General features: G+C 62.0%; 23 protein-coding genes. 12 read left to right on the top strand and 11 right to left on the bottom strand.

What is annotated here, in order from left to right; genetic code table 11:
- The first annotated feature begins 157 nt into the window (after positions 1–157).
- Entirely contained in the window at positions 158–400 is a 243-nt protein-coding gene (locus AB4Y85_RS07140; RefSeq protein ID WP_441984182.1) for a hypothetical protein, read from the top strand.
- On the opposite strand, the gene AB4Y85_RS07135 is transcribed toward AB4Y85_RS07140, so the two are convergent.
- Positions 401–838 (bottom strand): YqaA family protein, encoded by a 438-nt coding sequence (locus AB4Y85_RS07135; protein WP_441984181.1) that lies wholly within the window; start codon positions 836–838, stop codon positions 401–403.
- 111 nt (positions 839–949) lie between these two features.
- On the bottom strand, positions 950–1,420 hold the full coding sequence (locus AB4Y85_RS07130; protein ID WP_441984180.1) for an aminoacyl-tRNA deacylase: 471 nt from the start codon (positions 1,418–1,420) through the stop codon (positions 950–952).
- A 47-nt stretch (positions 1,421–1,467) separates the two neighbouring features.
- On the opposite strand from AB4Y85_RS07130, the gene AB4Y85_RS07125 reads away from it, so the two are divergent.
- Positions 1,468–1,611 (top strand): hypothetical protein, encoded by a 144-nt coding sequence (locus tag AB4Y85_RS07125; protein WP_441984179.1) that lies wholly within the window; start codon positions 1,468–1,470, stop codon positions 1,609–1,611.
- A gap of 106 nt (positions 1,612–1,717) precedes the next feature.
- Here AB4Y85_RS07125 and AB4Y85_RS07120 read toward each other — a convergent pair whose 3' ends face one another.
- On the bottom strand, positions 1,718–2,242 hold the full coding sequence (locus AB4Y85_RS07120) for a dihydrofolate reductase family protein (protein ID WP_441984178.1): 525 nt from the start codon (positions 2,240–2,242) through the stop codon (positions 1,718–1,720).
- A 46-nt stretch (positions 2,243–2,288) separates the two neighbouring features.
- Between AB4Y85_RS07120 and AB4Y85_RS07115 the strand changes: the two genes are divergently transcribed.
- The 5 genes from AB4Y85_RS07115 to AB4Y85_RS07095 all read left to right on the top strand — a co-directional run bounded on the left by AB4Y85_RS07115 (position 2,289) and on the right by AB4Y85_RS07095 (position 7,304).
- The gene (locus AB4Y85_RS07115; protein ID WP_441984177.1) at positions 2,289–2,846 is read left to right on the top strand and encodes a TetR/AcrR family transcriptional regulator; all 558 of its coding nucleotides are present in this window, start codon (positions 2,289–2,291) and stop codon (positions 2,844–2,846) included.
- Between the two features lie 388 nt (positions 2,847–3,234).
- Positions 3,235–4,614 carry a calcium-binding protein gene (locus tag AB4Y85_RS07110; RefSeq protein WP_441984176.1) on the top strand — a complete coding sequence of 460 codons (1,380 nt, stop codon included), beginning with the start codon at positions 3,235–3,237 and terminating at the stop codon, positions 4,612–4,614.
- A gap of 144 nt (positions 4,615–4,758) precedes the next feature.
- The gene (locus AB4Y85_RS07105) at positions 4,759–5,937 is read left to right on the top strand and encodes an NAD(P)/FAD-dependent oxidoreductase (protein ID WP_441984175.1); all 1,179 of its coding nucleotides are present in this window, start codon (positions 4,759–4,761) and stop codon (positions 5,935–5,937) included.
- 65 nt (positions 5,938–6,002) lie between these two features.
- Positions 6,003–6,248, top strand: coding sequence for a hypothetical protein (locus AB4Y85_RS07100; protein ID WP_441984174.1), 246 nt, complete (start codon positions 6,003–6,005; stop codon positions 6,246–6,248).
- A gap of 75 nt (positions 6,249–6,323) precedes the next feature.
- Positions 6,324–7,304, top strand: a complete 981-nt coding sequence (locus AB4Y85_RS07095) for an aldo/keto reductase (RefSeq protein WP_441984173.1) — start codon at positions 6,324–6,326, stop codon at positions 7,302–7,304.
- Positions 7,305–7,393: 89 nt separating this feature from the next.
- Here the strand turns inward: AB4Y85_RS07095 and AB4Y85_RS07090 are convergent, their stop codons facing one another.
- From AB4Y85_RS07090 to kynA, 3 genes are all read right to left on the bottom strand, one after another.
- Positions 7,394–7,636: a hypothetical protein gene (locus AB4Y85_RS07090; protein WP_441984172.1), complete on the bottom strand. Its 243-nt coding sequence runs from the start codon at positions 7,634–7,636 to the stop codon at positions 7,394–7,396.
- A gap of 87 nt (positions 7,637–7,723) precedes the next feature.
- Positions 7,724–8,890, bottom strand: a complete 1,167-nt coding sequence (locus tag AB4Y85_RS07085; RefSeq protein WP_441984171.1) for an aminotransferase class V-fold PLP-dependent enzyme — start codon at positions 8,888–8,890, stop codon at positions 7,724–7,726.
- A gap of 10 nt (positions 8,891–8,900) precedes the next feature.
- Entirely contained in the window at positions 8,901–9,725 is an 825-nt protein-coding gene (gene kynA, locus AB4Y85_RS07080) for a tryptophan 2,3-dioxygenase (protein WP_441984170.1), read from the bottom strand.
- 175 nt (positions 9,726–9,900) lie between these two features.
- Here kynA and AB4Y85_RS07075 point away from each other — a divergent pair, with 175 nt between their 5' ends.
- Entirely contained in the window at positions 9,901–10,158 is a 258-nt protein-coding gene (locus tag AB4Y85_RS07075; protein WP_441984169.1) for a DUF3297 family protein, read from the top strand.
- A gap of 3 nt (positions 10,159–10,161) precedes the next feature.
- Here AB4Y85_RS07075 and AB4Y85_RS07070 read toward each other — a convergent pair whose 3' ends face one another.
- Positions 10,162–10,425 (bottom strand): hypothetical protein, encoded by a 264-nt coding sequence (locus tag AB4Y85_RS07070; RefSeq protein WP_441984168.1) that lies wholly within the window; start codon positions 10,423–10,425, stop codon positions 10,162–10,164.
- Between the two features lie 183 nt (positions 10,426–10,608).
- Here AB4Y85_RS07070 and AB4Y85_RS07065 point away from each other — a divergent pair, with 183 nt between their 5' ends.
- Together AB4Y85_RS07065 and AB4Y85_RS07060 are read left to right on the top strand one after the other, a co-directional pair.
- Positions 10,609–10,896, top strand: coding sequence for a hypothetical protein (locus AB4Y85_RS07065; protein WP_441984167.1), 288 nt, complete (start codon positions 10,609–10,611; stop codon positions 10,894–10,896).
- The gene (locus tag AB4Y85_RS07060) at positions 10,893–11,576 is read left to right on the top strand and encodes a hypothetical protein (protein WP_441984166.1); all 684 of its coding nucleotides are present in this window, start codon (positions 10,893–10,895) and stop codon (positions 11,574–11,576) included. The genes AB4Y85_RS07065 and AB4Y85_RS07060 overlap by 4 nt, the downstream gene beginning before the upstream one ends.
- Here the strand turns inward: AB4Y85_RS07060 and AB4Y85_RS07055 are convergent.
- Entirely contained in the window at positions 11,563–12,570 is a 1,008-nt protein-coding gene (locus tag AB4Y85_RS07055; RefSeq protein WP_441984165.1) for a threo-3-hydroxy-L-aspartate ammonia-lyase, read from the bottom strand. The genes AB4Y85_RS07060 and AB4Y85_RS07055 overlap by 14 nt on opposite strands.
- A 256-nt stretch (positions 12,571–12,826) precedes the next feature.
- On the opposite strand from AB4Y85_RS07055, the gene AB4Y85_RS07050 reads away from it, so the two are divergent.
- Positions 12,827–13,720 carry a hemerythrin domain-containing protein gene (locus AB4Y85_RS07050; protein ID WP_441984164.1) on the top strand — a complete coding sequence of 298 codons (894 nt, stop codon included), beginning with the start codon at positions 12,827–12,829 and terminating at the stop codon, positions 13,718–13,720.
- On the opposite strand, the gene AB4Y85_RS07045 is transcribed toward AB4Y85_RS07050, so the two are convergent.
- The 3 genes from AB4Y85_RS07045 to AB4Y85_RS07035 are packed head-to-tail and all read right to left on the bottom strand — an operon-like array spanning position 13,717 to position 16,186.
- Positions 13,717–14,490 (bottom strand): ABC transporter permease, encoded by a 774-nt coding sequence (locus AB4Y85_RS07045; protein ID WP_441984163.1) that lies wholly within the window; start codon positions 14,488–14,490, stop codon positions 13,717–13,719. The genes AB4Y85_RS07050 and AB4Y85_RS07045 overlap by 4 nt on opposite strands.
- Positions 14,487–15,293 carry an ABC transporter ATP-binding protein gene (locus tag AB4Y85_RS07040; protein WP_441984335.1) on the bottom strand — a complete coding sequence of 269 codons (807 nt, stop codon included), beginning with the start codon at positions 15,291–15,293 and terminating at the stop codon, positions 14,487–14,489. The genes AB4Y85_RS07045 and AB4Y85_RS07040 overlap by 4 nt, the downstream gene beginning before the upstream one ends.
- Positions 15,293–16,186 carry an ABC transporter substrate-binding protein gene (locus AB4Y85_RS07035; RefSeq protein ID WP_441984162.1) on the bottom strand — a complete coding sequence of 298 codons (894 nt, stop codon included), beginning with the start codon at positions 16,184–16,186 and terminating at the stop codon, positions 15,293–15,295. Before AB4Y85_RS07035 ends, AB4Y85_RS07040 begins: the two co-directional genes overlap by 1 nt.
- 269 nt (positions 16,187–16,455) lie before the next feature.
- Between AB4Y85_RS07035 and AB4Y85_RS07030 the strand changes: the two genes are divergently transcribed.
- On the top strand, positions 16,456–17,394 hold the full coding sequence (locus AB4Y85_RS07030; RefSeq protein ID WP_441984161.1) for a DUF5996 family protein: 939 nt from the start codon (positions 16,456–16,458) through the stop codon (positions 17,392–17,394).
- Positions 17,395–17,439 lie beyond the last annotated feature (45 nt).

The following is a 17,439-nucleotide window of genomic DNA, read 5'->3' as shown; positions in this document are numbered from 1 at the left end:
CTTTTGGGATGAATTCGATGCTTTCTCTTTGAGTGAGAGCATCGTTCGCGTGCAAAACCGGGCCCACTTTTGCGCACGATGCTCTAAGGCCAAGCTGAAACGGCCCATTCTGCCGCGCGTTGTCCCGGTCAGGTTCAACCATCAGGGCGGAAACATCATGGTGCCGGAAACCGATTGGGATGCCCCTGCTCATCTCCAGTTCGAGACCATGGGAGCGCAGAAGGGCGGGCCCGCCGCCCCGAGCGATATCACGGAGTTCAAGACGCTGCGCGAGGCTGTGCACTGGGCCATGAACAACGATGCCCCTGCCGGCATGCATGCGGTAATCCGCACCGCATCCGGTGAGGTCCTGGAGCCGAGCCACCTTGAGGAGCTGTGGGCAAGCTACCAGGGACCCTAGTCAAATCCACCCGAGACTCAGGGCGCCTACTGCGAGATAGCGCCCAGTCTTGGCAATCGCGACGAGCAGGATGAAGACGGGAAGCGGCTCGCGCAGCACGCCCGCCACGACGGTGAGTGGATCGCCGATGATCGGCGTCCAGCTCAACAGCAGCGTCCAGCGCCCGTAGCGCCGGTACCAGCCCTCCGCCCTCTCGACTTGTGCTTTGCTGACGGGGAACCAGCGGCGTCCCTCGAAGCGTGCCAAGAAGCGGCCCAGGTACCAATTGACGATGGAGCCGAGAATATTGCCGAGGCTCGCCACCGCAATCAGCGCCCACCAAGTGTAATGGTCGGCCACGAGCATGGCGAACAAGACTGCTTCCGACTGGAACGGGAAGATGGTGGCCGAGAGAAAGGCCGCGGCGAAGAGACCACCATATTCGAGCAGATGCGGCATGAGGGACGAGAGTTTCCGCGAGAGGAGGCCCGGTCCCTAACACGCTTTTCGATAACCGCCGAGATGCGGTGCCGCCGGCCTGACTGGAATGTGACCGGCGGCATCATTCGCTTACATCCGCTCGCTGAACGTCCCATGCTGGGCCTTCGCATTGAGCTGCGCGAAGTCGGTGCCCTTGAGGTGAATCAGCGTCGTGTGATCGCCGCCTTCGAAATACAGATCCGCTTTTTGCGCGAGACTGTCGTCGATGATGACGTTCAGGCCATAGCAGGAACCGATGGGCGGAATGGCGCCGAACTCGCAATCCCGGAACACTTCTCCCACCTCGTCCTCGCTGGCGAGGTGCATCTCATGTCCGAGTTCTTCCCTGAGATCGGCCAGGCGCAGGTGATGCGATGCAGGCAGAACGGCGAGCATGTAGTTCTGCCCATCGCTGAGCATGATGCCCTTGGCCACGCTGTCGGTTGGCACATGCCCGGCCTGGGCTGACTTGAGTGATGACATGGTTGGCTCGTGGGGGACCAGGTCGTAGCTGATGCCCCGGTCGGCCAGATACTTTTCCAGTGTCGGTGAAATCGACATGGCATAGCCTCCTGTGAACAGAGGAAGCTCGCGTGTCTTGAGAGCGAATGCGCAACCCGTCGCTTCAGACGCGCGGCTGCAAGGTTGAATCTTACACCCGCATGCGGATGCCAGCAATCGATCCGGCATTAGGCCGCAAAAAACCACCAACGATTTTGTATGTGGCTGAATTTATGACCGATTTATCATGATATTTGAGCGAGCTAACGGTCTGTGATCTCTCTCCTGCGAACCGTGAGACGTACTTACGCTTCACAAGGGAGTTCAAACCGCTTCCGGCGCGTCGGCCGGATTGCGCTAGAACCGATAGTGCAGCCGCACGCAGCCCTTGTCGATCGCCTGAGCGCTGATGAGCGTCGGGCTCGCGCGAAAGCCGGTGAGCGGAAAGAGCGGCCGGCCGCCGCCTAGCATTTCCGGAATGACGTAGATCTCGATCTCATCCAGTGCGCCGCGCTCGAGGAAGGCCATCTGCAACTGCCCGCCGCCCAGAATCCAGACGTCCCCGTCGTCTAGCCCACGAAGTTCGTGGATCAGCGCATCGACGTCGCTGCGGATTTCCAGTGGACCCTTCGGGTCGTCGATTGTCCGCGATGTGACGACGATCACGCGCTTGTCCCCGTAGGCCCAGGGCGAGGGATCCCCTGCTAGGAAATCGTACGTGCCGCGCCCCATCACCACGGTGCTCATGCGCTTTAGGAACGTGCGATAGTCGTGCTCGCCGAGGTTCATGCCGTCGTACTTGAACAACCAGTCGAGCTTGTCGTCCTCGGTGGCGATCTGCCCATCAAGACTGGCGGCAATGTAACCCAGGATCTTAGCCATGGTAGTCTCCCTTGATTATTAAATAAATGTACGTTTATATATTTCCATGGCAAGACCCAAGACAATCCCTGATGAGCAGGTGCTTGACACTCTCTTCGAAGCGCTCATGGAGAGCGGGCCCGGCGGCCTCACCTTCGCCTTCGCCGCAAAAAGCTGCGGTCTCTCGCCGGCGACGTTGGTCCAGCGCTACGGGGATCGCGAGGCGTTGGTTCAGGCTATTCTCTTGCGCGCTTGGGACCGACTGGACGCGGAGACCGAGGCAGCGGACGCGGAGGAGACGCCGACGCCTGAAGGCGCGATCAGCCTGCTGCTGCGACTAATGCCGCCCGAAACCGCGGAACGGGATGCCAGCAGCGGCCTGCTGCTCTTGAGGGAAGACCTCCGCAATCCCATCCTGCGCAGCCGAGGTGCGGCATGGGGCCATCGCTTGGCCGAAGCTCTCGGGCGCCGCCTTTCAAAGGATCGGGCGCGAGGCAAACGCCTCGGATGGCAGATGGCGAGCCTCTGGCAAGGCGCGCATACGTGGTGGGCCTTCACGCGCGAGGAGCCGCCGGAACGGGCGATCAGACGGGTGTTGGGAGAGTGGGTTAGAGGGCTGAAATGACCACTGTTGGGTCGAGCCGGAAGTAGACCGAACTTCGGCAAGACAGCGAAGAGCAGGCTCTCCACTGTCCCATCTTGAGTGCTTTCTATGCCCCAGAAATAGCATCAAGGGCAGACCTCGATCGACATCGTCTGCGACTGGCAATGCCGTAGTACAAGAGCATCGATCCGGCAGGCGCTCGCACGTTTTCGATAGAACGAAAACGAAGATCCAAAGCCCGTCGCCACGCCGATACCTCCCAATAGCGTCGCCACATGGGCCTGGTCACTTGCTATGATGCCAAGTCTCTCCATGACGTCCGACGCGATCTCACGTGGTGAAAGAGCGGGGCCGCTGAGAATAAGAGGGGCAGGCGGGGCTTTCGGCGATCCCATAGGGAGCGTTTGCCATGTCTACCTTCACGATCACCATCGACGATCCAAACGGTCTCGACACCAAGTTTATCTTTCCCGGAAGCGCAGCGCCCATCAAGGTGTATGGGGCGGCTTACGGTCCGACCTCGGGTGGTATCGCCTATCAGGTCATCGTCGATGGGGTTGTAGGCCCGCAAGCCTATCAGGCCCAGTTTTTCGGCACGAATTTCGCGCTGGCGACTATCCCGGCTGGAGTGTTCGATGTCGGCGGGAATGTCACCGGAATGACCCTTTTGGATGCAAGCAACGGTTTTCAGACCGTGGCCCGCGTTCAGTTCTCGCTGACCGGGCAAAGCTCGGTGCAGGTGAGCTCGTTGGCAAGCTTCACACCCGACATCCTTCTTTCTAAAACAACGAATGATTACAGCGCGCCCATCTTCTTCATCAACGGCAATATCGGCAACGATATCCTCCGGGGCAGCAACGGCCCTGACACGCTCGACGGCAAAAGCGGCGCGGACCGGATGATTGGCCATGACGGTAACGACACCTATCGGGTCGACAATGCCGGGGATGTGGTGCTGGAAGCGGTGGGTGGCGGGATCGATACCGTTCTGACCAGCGTCAGCTTCGCCCTTGGCGCAGGCCAAGCCATTGAGCACCTGCGGACCACCTCCGATGCGGGGATCGCACCCTTGAGCCTTACCGGAAACGAGCTTGCCAATAATCTGACCGGTAATGCCGGCGCCAATGTGCTCGATGGCTCGGGCGGCCCGGACACGCTGACGGGCGGAGCCGGGGATGACGTCTACGTTGTTGGCGCGGAGGATCAGATCTTCGAATTCGCCGGTGCTGGATTCGATACCGTCAGAACAGCGACCGGATTTACGCTTGCGGCAGGATCGAGCATCGAAGCGATGATCGCGGATGGCAGCTTTTCATTGAACCTGATCGGGAACGAGGCCGACCAGGCCCTGACCGGAAATGCCGGACGAAACTCACTCTACGGTTTTGATGGAAAAGACGTGCTCAGGGGCGGTGCCGGCAACGACAAGCTCTATGGCGGATTGCTGGCGGATACCCTGGCGGGCGGAGCGGGCAAGGACATCTTCGCTTTCGACACGAAGGCAAACGCCAGGACCAACGTGGACAAGGTCGTCGATTTCAAATCGGTGGATGATGCCTTCTGGCTCGATAATGCCGTCTTCACGAGGATAGGCGGGAACGGCAGGCTGAAGGCCGATGCCTTCCATCTCGGCAAACGGGCAGAGGATCGGGAGGATCGCATTGTCTACGACAAGGCAACGGGCAACCTCTTCTACGACGCGGACGGCACAGGGGCATCCGCGCAGATCAAGATCGCCATACTGACCAACAAGGCAAAGCTCGTTCTCAGCGATTTCCACGTGTTCTGAACCAGATCCAGGATTGCCGTAAAGGAAAGCGAAGCTTCGCCATTGCCGGACGTGATCGGACTTGCGATCCGTCGCGCTTTGGGCTTTCAACACCCGAACTTACTGCGCTGAGCCGCGCAGGGCATCAATTCGGGAATTCACCTCTTGGATACTTTCGACGTTGTGGTCATCGGCGCCGGGGCCGCCGGCATGATGTGCGCGGCCGAGGCCGGCAAGCGCGGGCGCTCGGTGCTGATCCTCGACCACGCGGCCAAGCCCGGCGAGAAGATCCGCATTTCCGGGGGAGGGCGGTGCAACTTCACCAACCTTCATGCGGCGCCTGCTAATTACATCTCACAAAATCCCGGCTTCTGCATCTCGGCTCTCAAGCGCTACACCCAACGCGACTTTATTGCGCTCATCGAAAGATATGGCATCGCCTATCACGAGAAGACCCTCGGCCAGCTCTTCTGCGACGGCTCCTCGCGGCAGGTGGTGGACATGATGCTCGACCAGATGAAGCAGGCGGGCGTTGTGTTGCGCCTGGGCACATCCGTCGAGCAGGTCGAGAAGAACGCGGAGGGATTTCAGCTGCGCCTGTCGCAAGGCACCGTTCAGTGCCGCTCGCTCGTGGTGGCCTCGGGCGGAAAGTCGATTCCGAAAATGGGCGCGACAGGTTTCGGCTACGATCTCGCGCAGCAATTCGGTCTCAAGCTTGTCGAGACGCGTCCCGCGCTCGTGCCTTTCACGCTCGACCCCTTGATGCTGGAGCGGCTCAACCCGCTCTCAGGGATCGCGGTGGATGCGGTAGTGGGCCGGGCTAAGACGAAATTCCAGGAAGCGATGCTCTTCACCCATCGCGGCTTGAGCGGCCCGGCCATGCTGCAGATCTCCTCCTACTGGCGCGAGGGCGACGAGATCACTGTCGCCATGCTGCCGGGCGTCGATGTGTTCGAGGAGCTGCGCGCAGCGCGCAAGGAAAACGGCCGGCAGGCTTTGCAGACCGCCTTGTCCAACCTTCTCCCCAAGCGCCTCGCGCAGATGATCGCGGAGAACGAGAAAGGACCGGCCAATCTCGCCGATCATTCGGACAAGCATTTGCGTAAGGTGGAGGAGGCGGTGAAGAACTGGCGCTTCAAGCCTGCGGGAACGGAAGGCTACCGCACGGCCGAGGTCACGCTCGGCGGCGTCGATACGAGGGAACTCGATTCCAGAACGATGGAAGCGAAGGCCGTGCCCGACCTCTACTTCATCGGCGAGGTGGTGGACGTGACCGGCTGGCTTGGCGGCTACAATTTCCAATGGGCCTGGTCGTCGGGATGGTGTACCGGGCAGGTGGCCTAACGGCTTTTGGGTGAAGCATCTGATCCGTGCTATCCTGCCTACCTTGGCAACTGGGGAGGGCCGTCATGTCCTCGCAGATGATCCTCACATGGATCGGCGTCATCCTCGTCATTGCGGGCGTGCTTTATGGCGTGGCGCAGGCCCTGGGACAGGGCCGCCTGAGTGTCCCAAGGCGTATGGGACCGACGGGAGCGAGCGAGAGCCTAGAGCCCCCAGATTCCGTCAAGGCTTTCAGTCTGCGAACACATTGGCCTGCTTTGGCGCTGATTACGGTCGGAGCCATTCTGATCCTGACAGAGACGGCTTTCTGATCAGGCCATTGGTTGCATCTCCAGTTGTGCTGCCTAATTAACCCCGCTGCATCCCTCGAACCTCTGGAGATTGCTATGCAGCAGCGTCGGCTTGGTCCCTTGCAAGTATCCGCTCTTGGTCTCGGTTGCATGGGAATGTCGGAATTCTACGGCGATGGCGATGAAACGGAGTCGATCGCTACGATCCACCGGGCCATTGAGCTGGGCGTCACGTTTCTCGATACGGCCGATATGTACGGCGTGGGCCGAAATGAGGAGCTTGTGGGGCGGGCGATTTCTGATCGGCGCGACAAGGTCGTTCTGGCAACCAAGTTCGGCAATGTGCGCGGCCCCAACGGAGAACGCCTCGGCATCAGCGGCAAACCGGATTACGTGCGCCAGGCCTGCGAGGCGAGCCTCAGGCGCCTGAAGGTCGATGTGATCGATCTCTATTACCAGCACCGGGTTGATCCCGATACGCCCATTGAGGATACGATCGGCGCGATGGCGGAACTCGTGCGGGAGGGCAAGGTGCGTTACCTCGGCTTGTCGGAAGCCGCACCTCAGACCATCCGCCGCGCGCATGCGGTTCATCCTATTGCTGCTCTACAGACAGAGTATTCTCTCTGGAGCCGTGATCCGGAAGGAGAGCTTTTCAACACAGTACGCGAGCTCGGCATCGGCTTCGTGCCATATTCTCCACTTGGCCGCGGCTTTCTGACGGGGCAGATCAAGAGCATCGACGATCTCGCAGCCGACGATTTCCGTCGCAATTCTCCACGCTTTCAAGGCGAGAACTTCCAAAAGAACCTCGACCTCGTAGGCGAGATCGAAACTATGGCACGCGAAAAGGGCTGCACACCGTCGCAATTCGCTCTGGCATGGGTCCTGGCGCAGGGCGATGATATTGTTCCGATCCCTGGTACGAAGCGCCGCAAATACCTTGAGGAGAATGTGGGCGCTCTCGACGTCAGGCTTACTCGTGAGGACCTAGAGCGCGTTGATCGCATCATGCCGATCGGCGCGGCCGCCGGCACGCGTTATGCCGCCGCGGGAATGGAGTCTGTTGGGCGATAATGGCAGCCCACGCATAAGAGCACACCGCGTAAGGGGCTCCGGTTGATCCGGAGCCTTTTCTCATAAGAGTAGATATCCATCCCTTGCATTCAATGATGCATGGTGTGGTGTTTCTTCTTCGCGTGAGGCTTTGCGACGCTGCCGGTCGTCAGGCCCAGCTTCCGCTGCTGCTGCAGCATGGACTGCTGATGCTCCTTCTCGGCATAGTTGCGGTAGACTTTGGGGTTCGTCACCTGCGAGCCGCTGGCACCGGGCACGGGTGTTTGAGCCATGGCGCTGGCTCCGAATGCGAGAGCTGTAATTGTCAGGGTGCCTATCAGAATACGACGCATCGGAAGTCTCCTTGCGTTCAAACGCACCCAAAAGGGTAGCGTTACGGTGAAACGCCAGGGGCGGAGGGAAGGTTCCTGCTTACCAGGTCAGGCGGCGACAGCTGAGCCGCTCTCCATGCGGCGAACAAGCTCGTCCACTTCCTCGACGCTCTGATAGAGGCCGAAGCCGATCCGCAATCGGTGGCCTCTCACATCGGTCACAACATGTTGCCGCTGAAGTTCGGCGTAGAGACCGTGCGCTTGCGGTGTTTCGAACGTCAGGAAGTTCCCGCGCCGCACCTCGTCCTGCGGCACCACGAGGCGAGCTTGACGGAAGACACCCCGATCGGCGGCGCGCAGCAAAAAATGTTGCTGCAAAGCCATGGCATGCGTGTGAACGATGGCGGGCGAGATGCCCTCGTCGCGAAGCCAGCGCATCACCGCGTTGAAACGGTAGAGACCGGATGGATCGAAGGTCGCGCCCATGAAGCGCCAGCCGTCTTCGCTGTATCCCACGCCGCCGTCTTGCGCGTTCGTGAGATTGCCGAAGGCCGCGTACCAGCCGGTGTCTCGCGGGCGAGGACCCCATCCCGGCGGACAATGCATGAAGCACGCGCCTTCGCCCGCCATGGCGTATTTGTAGCCGCCCGCGATGTAGAACGCGCGCTCCGCGACGGGGCCGAGATCCGTGGGACGGGCCATGAATCCGTGATAGCCGTCGATCACCACCATGGCATTGCCGCGCGCCGCTTCCACGAGTTTGCGCACATCCGTGGCGAAACCCGAATTGAAGAAGACCTGGCTGATGAAGACGAGATCGAACTCGTCCATTGATGCCGCCATCAGGCGGTCTTCGAAGCTGATGAGCGGCTCCACCGGAACGCGCGTCACCGCGACCGATCCGTCTTCTTCCAGCCGCGCGATCTGGCGGCTGAAGGAGTGAAACTCGCCGTCCGACGTGAGAATGCGGATCGGGCGGTCGGCCGGGAAACACGAGAGAATTCGCTTGAGAAATTCGTGCGTGTTCGGCGCAATTGCGATGGTGCCGGGATCGGGCAGGTTGAGATGGCCTGCCACATGCGCACGAAACTCGTCGAGAACGGGGCCGAGCATGTGCTCCCATTTGTCGTCGATCAATCTCGCCGCGTCGTCCCAAGCCTGCATATGGGCCTCGCGCGTCACATCCGGCCAAGGATGGTGGCTATGCGCGGCGAAGTGCAGACGCTCCGGTTCGGCGTTGAGAAAGCGTGAGAAATGAGAACGCAAATCGAGCATGTCACAGCCTTCAAAGCTTGCCGCGCACGGACCAGAGTTCGGGGAAGAAATAATGCTCGAGCGCCTTGCGCAGGTAGCTGACGCCGGTGCTGCCGCCGGTGCCGGTGCGCATGCCGATGATGCGCTCCACGGTCTTCATGTGGCGGAAGCGCCATTGCTGGAACGCATCTTCCAGATCCACCAGCTCTTCCGCGAGCTCGTAGAGATCGAAATGCTGGTTGGAGTGACGATAGATTTCCTCCCACACGGACTCGACGCCGGGATGCGCCGCATATGCTTGCGTGACGTCGCGGGTCAGCACCTCCGCCGGCACCGGATAGCCGCGTCGCGCCAGCAGGCGCAAAGCCTCGTCGTAGAGGCTCGGTGCGCGATAGGCGGCGTCCAACTGCGCCGCGAGATCGCCGCGATGCTGGTGCGGCGCCATCTTCACCGCGTCCTTCGCGCCGAGCTTGAACTCGACGAGGCGGTACTGCCAGGACTGGAAGCCGGAAGACTTGCCCAGCGACGGCCGGAAGCGCAGGTAATCCGAGGGCGTCATGGTGGAGAGCACCGTCCATGCCTGGATGAGCTGTTCCTGAATGCGGTTGATGCGGGCAGTGCATTTGAACGCAGGTTGCAGCTGGTCTGCGCGGATATGGTCGAGGGCGGTGTCGAGTTCCCTGTTGAGAAGCTTGAGCCACAGCTCCATCACCTGATGGATGGTGATGAAGAGAAGCTCGTCGTGCTCTCCCGTAACGGGGACCTGGGCGGAGAGGAGGGTGTCGAGCTGGAGGTAATCGCCATAGCTCATGCCTTCCGAAAAATCGGTGTGAATCCCTTCGGTCTCACTCGCCATGTTCCCCTCCCTCCGCCTGCTCGTTTTCCTCGAAAATCCTTGTTTTTCAAGGTATGCCGCAAAGAAACTAGGGCGCAAGCGAACATTGTCACGGGTCCTGTCGCTTCCCGAATTGGCATCGGGGCCGGGAGAGGCTAGGTTGCGCCCGATTTTGCTTCGAACGGAGATCTCTCGCATGGCCGACACGTTGCCCGACCGCCTGTCCACGAACCCGAACAGCCCCCACTACGACGAGGCGCTGCTCGCCAAGGGCGTTGGCATCCGCTTCAACGGGGTCGAGAAGACCAATGTGGACGAATATTGCGTCAGCGAAGGCTGGGTCCGCGTGACCGCCGGCAATGCCAAGGACCGCTTCGGCAACGCCATGACGATCAAGCTCAAGGGCAAGGTCGAGCCCTATCTGCAATCGAAGGATGGCGCGGAACCCGCGTGATCCTTACGGATCATTGCCGCCATTGACCGGCTGGCCAGGAGCCTTGGCGACCCGCGCCGGATCGGTCTCCTGGAGCGTATCCTTCGCAGGCTTTGCATCGTCGGCGGCGATCAATTCATGACCCACCGGCTCGCGCGGAGGCATTCCGTCACGAGCCGGCGGGCCCGCGACCAGGGTGCCGCCCATGTAGGAGGGTGGGTCGCTGGCCGGGAAGGAATATTCCGAGCCGGCATCGACAAGATCGTCTTCTGACTTCTTGGCTGTCACATCCGCTTCCTTTCCATGCTTGGGCGCCTCGCGAGAATATCGAGGCGCGCCCTGGATGTTCGGGCGGGGGCGGCAAAAATTCCGCAGCCAATCCAAGCCTGACGGCTGGACGACGCCCTGGGCGTGCACAACAATCAAGAACAAGCTACCCTTAAAGGCGCTCTCGGGAAAGGCTTGTCCTGCATGGCCTCAGGAAGGACATGGATCATCGTGGCCGCGGCTCTCTCTTTCGCCGCCTCGCAAGCACGGGCCCATAGCTGGTATCCGGCGTGGTGCTGCAGCGATCACGATTGCCGGGAATTGCTGAGGGGAGAGGACGTCACGGAAACGGAGGACGGCTTTCGCCTCTGGGACGGCCGCTTCATCGGCCGCGAATACGCGAAGCCATCTCCGGACATCAAATTCCACCTCTGCGAGGAGCCCGTTACCAGGGCGATCATCTGCTTCTTCGCTCCGCAGGGGCAGTCATGAGCGCGGTCCGCTCGCTCCTGCTGTTCTGCACCTTTCTAGCTGTGCCGGCCGCGCAGGCCCAGGACGCGGAGCAATCGGCGTCGCCGCCCGGTCTGCCCACCATCGGCAAATGGATGCTCACGGCGCAGGGTGTGCCCTCCGATTGGTTGGGGGAAATCTATCAGGGCCGCCATCTGCGTGAGCCCATCAACGTCCTCATTGTCGATGCGACGGCGGCCAATGCCGCCCAGGCTAAGGCGCGGCTCATCGCGGCGGCAGCCCATGCGGGCTATGCGATCCGCCTCGGGCACTCAGCCGGGTATCAGGGTCTCATCGCCGGTGAGCTTTACGCGCAGCTGCCTCAAGGCTGGGACGATGCCTTTTCCAACGAGGTGTTCGAGATCAGCAACAATCACGGCCGCATCTTCGGCCCGCATCAATTCGAAAACGGTTTCCTGTTCACCGCAGCCTTCAGCCGCGAGGTGGTGGACCCGTTCCGCTGGCCGGGCCACCGCTTCGGCTCATTCAAACAGGCGCGAGACGATTTCACGGAGCGGATGAGCCGCGGCACGACTTACAAAGCCGATAGTGCCGTCGATCTCGACAATGCGATTACGGATAATCCGGAACTGACGACCGGCGATCACGACGGCCGCGCGATGGTGCTGCGGACGGGGTCTGATCCGATCACTCCGCCATGAACTTCGCAAAAGCCCTCGGGTCTACGTTGCCGCCGCTGATGACGATGCCGATGCGTTTGCCCTGGCAGGGCACGGCGCCCTGAAGCACCGCTGCCGCCGCGAGGCAGCCGGTGGGTTCGACGACGATCTTCATGCGTTCGGCGAAGAAGCGCATGGTGTCCACCAGCATCGCATCGCTCACCGTGACCATGTCGTGCACCAGCGCGCGGATGATGGGGAAAGTCTTTTCGCCGAGATAGGTGGTCTGCGCGCCGTCGGCGATGGTCTTCGGCACGGGAATGCGCACGATGGAGCCGGCTCGGAAGGATTGCTGGCCGTCATTGCCCGCTTCCGGTTCCACGCCGTAGACGAGACATTCCGGCGAGAGGGCCTGGGCCACGAGCGCCGAGCCCGCGATCAACCCGCCGCCGCCGACCGGGACGAACAGCATGTCGAGGGGACCTACTTCGTCGATCAGCTCCTTCACGGCGGTGCCCTGGCCCGCGATCACGTCGTCATGGTCGTAAGGCGGGATCAGCGTGAGGCCACGCTCCTCGGAGAGCCTGCGCGCGATGGCATCGCGGTCCTCGGTGTAGCGGTCGAAGCTGACCACCTCGGCGCCATAGCCTCTGGTGGCGGCCACCTTCATGGCGGGCGCGTCGTTGGGCATGATGACGACGGCAGGCACGCCCTGGAGCCGGCCCGCATAGGCAAGCGCCTGGGCGTGGTTGCCCGACGAGAACGCCACTACGCCGCGCTTCCTCGCTTCGGGAGAAAGGCGCGAGATGGCATTGTAGGCCCCCCGGAATTTGAAGGCGCCGCCGCGCTGAAGATTTTCCGCCTTGAAGAACAGCTTCGCGCCCGTGCGTTCATCGGCGGTCCGCGAGGTCAGCACCGGCGTGCGATGGGCCACGTCCGCGATGCGCCAGGCCGCCGTGAGCACGTCGTCATAGGTGGGCAGGCCTTCGGGAATGATGGAAGAGGAGGCTGGCAGCGGCTGTGTCGAGGAGGTCATGGTCGATCCATCGCGGGGTGTTCTGGGGTCTGCGAACGGAATACCACTTCTGAGAATCCGTACAAGATTACAATGCGATGCGGCATGCCGGGTATGGTCTTAGCCGATAATTGCAAACAAAAATCCTAATCTTCGGCACCGGATCGAGCATCGCACAATTCCATGGCATGAGTGTGGACATGCGCAAATAGGTGAAGTTCGGAACAGCACTCCCTCGAAAGCCGTTCTGGTGAAGCGATCTCAAGAGGAGGCCACCATGAATCTTTGGCAGATGGTGCTGTCGGACCACGCGAACATCGAAGAGCTCTGCCGTGAGGTGCTGCGGGCCAGTCCCAGCGGCCCCAACAGCCGTGCCGAGCTTTTTGCCGATTTCGAGCTCGAACTCGACCGGCACCTGAGAGCGGAGCAGAACGTGCTCTATCCTGCGCTGGCCCATGACGGGCGCACGGAATCCTATCTCTCGGAGATCGATCACGAACATCATGACATCCGCCGGCGTCTCGATGCGCTCGCCGCGCAACCCGACAAGAACGGCCGCCGCTGGTCGCTGGACTTCAAGGATCTCACCGGCATCATCCGCCATGCCTTCACGCTGGAGGAGAACGGCATCCTGGTCATGGCGCACGGCATCCTTCCTCCGCGCGAGGCCGACAAGATCCGCCGTGCCTATGAGCGCGAGAAGATCGCATCCTACGAGGCAAGCCGCTGGCATCTGCCCGAGGCCATGATGCCGAGCCGCTACGGCATGCCGACGGGGATGGCCTTCGGCGTTCTCGCCGGTCTTCTCGCGGTGGGTGGAGCGGCTGTCGCCTGGAGCATGAGCCGCCACGGCTCCTCTTCCCGGTCCAACCGTCCTCTGCATCGCGTTTCCCGTCGCCCCGAGCGGCCGTTCCCGCTCAAGGCGGGCGTGGTGGATGATCGCATGAGCCGCACGTCGCAAGGGTCGATGAGCCGCAACCGACCGGGCGCTTCCGGGATGCGCGAGACGACAGCCACCGGCACAGGCGGCGAAGACTCGGGCGATAACTGGTTCTCCTCCGCCAATCCGCCGCGCGCGCCCTCGGGTCTTTCAACGCCGCTCCAGCCGGGTGGCACCGCTCCGGGCACGAGCGCCGCCGCGCCGGCGGGTTCGCTGAAGCGGGAGCCTTAAGTCTCTTTGAGGTTCGTGCCCCAGCGGCTGTGAAGGAACCGCTCCCACGGTGAGAACAGCAGGCGATCGACCAGAAGGCCGATCACCACGATCACAATCATGATGCCGATCACCTGCTCCATCGCATTGAGTTCGCGTCCGTAATGGAGCAGGTGGCCGAGGCCGAAGCCGGTGAGGATGGTGACGTAGATTTCCGCCGCCATCAGCGAGCGCCACGCGAAGGCCCAGCCCTGCTTCATGCCGCTCACGAGAAACGGCAATGATGCGGGCAGGATCACTCGCGTCCATTTGTGAAAACCTTTCGAACCCATGGTGCGCGCGGCCTTGGCATAGATCGGCGGAATGTTGCGCGCGCCGTGGTCGGTGGCGATGATCACCGACCACACGGTGCCCATGATGACCACGAACAGCATCGCTCCTTCCGTCTGCCCGAACCAGATGAGCGCCAGCGGCACCCAGCACACGCTCGGCAGCGTCTGGAGTCCGAGCGCCAGGGATCCGATAGTGTCTTCGAGAATCTGCGATGTGCTGGTGAGAAGCCCGAGCGGCAGGCCGATGATCACGCCCGCGATGTAGCCGACGAGCAGGCGCTTGAGTGTGACCCAGGTGGATTCGATGAGCGTGCCGTCCATGAGCGCTGCCCAGATGTATTCGCCGACCAAAATCGGTGAGGGCAGCAAAACGGCGGACCAGCGGCCGCTGCGGACGGCCAGCTCCCATACGAGGGCAATGCCCGCGAAGAACAGGAGGGCGACAATGGTGCGTTTCATTCGGAGACCGCTCCTCGATAGATGCCCTTGAGGGCAGCCGCGACCTCCGATGTGTAGCTCGCGAGCTCCGGAGAGTTGATGTCGCGCGGGCGCGGCAGATCGATCCGGAATACCTGCGAAATGCGTCCCGGCGACGGAGACATCAGCACCACCCGGTCCCCTAAGCACACCGCCTCGCGCACGTTGTGCGTCACGAACACAATGGTCTTGCGGCTTTCCATCCAGATCCGCTGAATGTCGTCGTAGAGCTGATCGCGCGTCAGCGCATCGAGCGCGGCGAAGGGCTCGTCCATCAGCAGCACCTGCGGGTCGGGCGCCAGCGCGCGGGCGAGCGCTACGCGCTGCTTCATGCCGCCCGATAATTCGTGCACATGCGCATGCTTGAACTTCGCGAGACCCACGAGTTCGAGATAATGGTCCGCAATCTCGCGGCGCTGCTTGTTGGTGAGATCGGGGCGCAGTTTCAATCCGAACATCACGTTGCCGAAAGCATCGAGCCACGGGAACAGGGCGGATTCCTGGAACATCACGAGGCGCTGCCGGCCGGGGCCGTTCACGACCTCTCCGTCCGCGAGAACGCGCCCGTCATCGGGCTTCGTCAGCCCCGCAATGATGTCGAGGAGGGTGGACTTGCCGCATCCGCTGGGGCCGATCAGGCACAGGAACTCTCCCTCCGCGACGGTGAGCGAGACATTGTCCAGGGCCTGCACCACGGTGCGCGTCGGGCTGAACCACTTGGTGACGCCCTCGATGATGAGCTTGGCCTTGGGGGCGGCGAGGGTGGCGTTGGGGGCCGCCTCCATCAAGGCGCCTCGATCATGCGCGACAGGTCAGGCGTGTCCCGCAGGAAGCCCACGGCCTGCGCGCTCTTCACGAAGGATTGGAATGCGGCGAGCGTCGTGTCGGGCGTGATCGTCATGCGCGTCCAGGCGCGCGCCACGAGCTCGGCCGGCATGCCGAGCTTGAACGACGCCTGCAACTCTTCCCGCGCGAGACGCTGCGCCTCCTCCGGATTTTTCTGAATCCATTCGGTCAATTCACGATGCGCCGTCACGAAGCGCTTGGCCATGTCCCTGTAGTCCTTCAGGAAGGCGGCGCTCGACACGAGCACCGTGGTGATGGCGTTCTTCTCCTCCACGAGAACCTTGCCGCCGGATTCCGATTCAAGCCGCGATACCCAGGGCTCGACGGTCCACACCGCATCGATCTGCCTGGTCTTGAACAGAGACAGCTGATCGGGATTGCTGGTCGGCAGCACATGCGCGTCGCCGCCCGTCTGCGTGATGCGCAATCCGCCTGCGACGAGCCATGCGCGCGCCGCGACATCCTGCGTGTTGCCGAATTGCGGCGTGGCGATGCGCTTGCCCTTGAAGTCGGCGGGCTTCGTCAATGTCGAATCGCCCTGCACCACGAGCGCGGAACCGCCATTCACGGCGCCTGCGATCACGCGCACCTCATCGCCGCGTGATCGCGCATAGGCATTGAGCGCGGGGTTGGGGCCTACATAGGTGAGGTCGAGCGACTTGGCGAAGATCGCCTCCATGGCGCTCGGACCCGCATTGTAGACATACCACTCGATCTTCACGTCAGGCCCGAGCCGCTCGGCGAACCAGTTCCGGCCCTGCCGCTCCATGGCGCGCGCCACAAGCGCCTGCACATGGGTGATGTTGGGAAAATGCCCGACGCGCAGGGTCATCCCTTGCGCCCAAGCGGAGCCTTGCGCCGTCAGCAATGATAACGCGGCAAAGGCAATAACACGCCATCCATGTCGCATCGTTCGATCTCCCATATTGAGGAAAGGAGGCTAAGGGATCCGATGGCAAGGTCAATGGAGGGAGAATTGTGCCCATAAAACAGGCACTTGCCGCATGCCTTAGCTTCGGAGGGGGCCTGGAGGGAAACGAAGGCATGGATCACGGCGGCGAAGTCCGGCATGATGGGGACCGCCGCAGGAGAAGCCTCTCGATGCGAACCGATGACCTCTGGCCTGATCTCCCTTATCGCCCATGGCGCGAGACCGCGCTGACCCTGCAACTCTGGACGCAGGTCGTCGGCAAGATCCGCCTTGCCCTGTCGCCTTGGCTCAATCATGGCTGGCAGGTGCCGCTCTATGTCAGCGCGCGGGGCCTGACTACATCGCCCATCCCCATCGGCCACGAGGTTCTGGAAATCGAGTTCGATTTCATCGCGCATCGTTTAGCTATGCGCACCAGCCGTGGCGAGGAGCGTTTTCTCGATCTCACGCCGCGCAGCGTCGCCGATTTCTATCGCGAGACGCTCCGACTCCTGCGTGAACTCGGCGTCACTGTTGCCATCAACGACAACCCGAACGAAGTGGCGGACCCTATCCGCTTCTCCGAAGATGACGTGCACGCATCTTACGACGCGGATGCCGCGCATCGTTTCTGGCGGGCGCTGGTGCAGGTGGATCGCGTGTTCAAGCTGTTCCGCAGCGGCTTTCTCGGCAAGGTCTCGCCGGTTCATTTCTTCTGGGGCAGCTTCGATCTCGCGGTCACGCGCTTCTCTGGCCGCACGGCGCCGTTGCATCCCGGCGGAGTGCCGGGCCTGCCAGACGACGTGACGAGGGAGGCCTATTCCCACGAAGTCAGCAGCGCCGGCTTCTGGCCCGGCAGCGATGCCTATCCACACGCGGCCTTCTATTCATACGCCTATCCCGAACCGCCGGGCTTTCGCGATGCCGCTGCCACACAGGGCGCAAGCTTCGACACGGCGCTTGGCGAGTTCATCCTGCCCTATGAAGCGGTGCGCAAGGCGCAGGACCCAGATGCTCTTCTGCTCTATTTCCTCAACCGCACCTATGCCGCCGCCGCCGATTCCGCCGGCTGGGACCGCGCCTCGCTCGAATGCGCGATGGGTGCGCCAGGGAGGGTGAGAGCGGTCTAGTGGCGCCGCGAGAGAGGGCAAAGTCCACCCTTGCGCATTGGTGAG

The sequence above is a fragment of the Microvirga sp. 2YAF29 genome (assembly GCF_052114605.1).
In the GTDB taxonomy this organism is placed as follows: domain Bacteria; phylum Pseudomonadota; class Alphaproteobacteria; order Rhizobiales; family Beijerinckiaceae; genus Microvirga.
The sequence above is the reverse complement of the archived record's forward strand: the minus strand, read 5'-3'. Positions and strand labels throughout refer to the sequence as shown.